The organism is Neobacillus paridis (assembly GCF_016765675.1).
Lineage (GTDB): Bacteria > Bacillota > Bacilli > Bacillales > Cytobacillaceae > Neobacillus > Neobacillus paridis.
The window spans coordinates 1-503 of the sequence record NZ_JAESWB010000248.1; the positions used below are offsets into that span (position 1 = coordinate 1).

General features: G+C 56.5%; 1 protein-coding gene. It reads left to right on the top strand.

The genetic code is table 11. The features are described 5' to 3' along the window. The coding region (locus JK635_RS28690; RefSeq protein ID WP_202655234.1) for a hypothetical protein at window positions 1-336 on the top strand (336 nt) is incomplete at its 5' end. Between the last annotated feature and the right edge of the window lie 167 nt (window positions 337-503).

Sequence of the window (503 nt, forward strand, 5' to 3'; positions counted from 1 at the left end):
ACCCACGCCGGGATCAAGGTGCTGCTCTACATTGGGGACTGTTTCGAGGAAGCGCCTGCCGCGGCCTTTGAACAGGCTGACGCGCTTCGTCTGCGCGGTGTCCGGGCCATCCTTTTTCACGACGCCTCGACAGGCGACCAGAAAGCCAGGGACGTCTTTGAAGAGATCTCGCGGCGCACCGGTGGTGCCTGCCTAGATTTTTACGGCGCCAGGACTAACGACCTGCGCGACATCCTGGAAGCCGTGGCGGTGCTGGCCTATGGTGGGGTGAAGCTGTTGGAAGAAAAAAAGGGGCAACTACCCGGCGCGCGCCGCCTGCTTCCTTTTGTCGCGTAAGAGATGAATATTTAGCAACTATTATTTCCTATGGGATATTATCTCGTCTCTTTCAGATACGTTTTATCCCTCCCATGGAATCGACTGCTCCGGCACAGCCATATACCGTCACCTACAACCCCGACAACCTGCTCAACGCACTCATCGAGCGGCTCGAACTGAAGAAT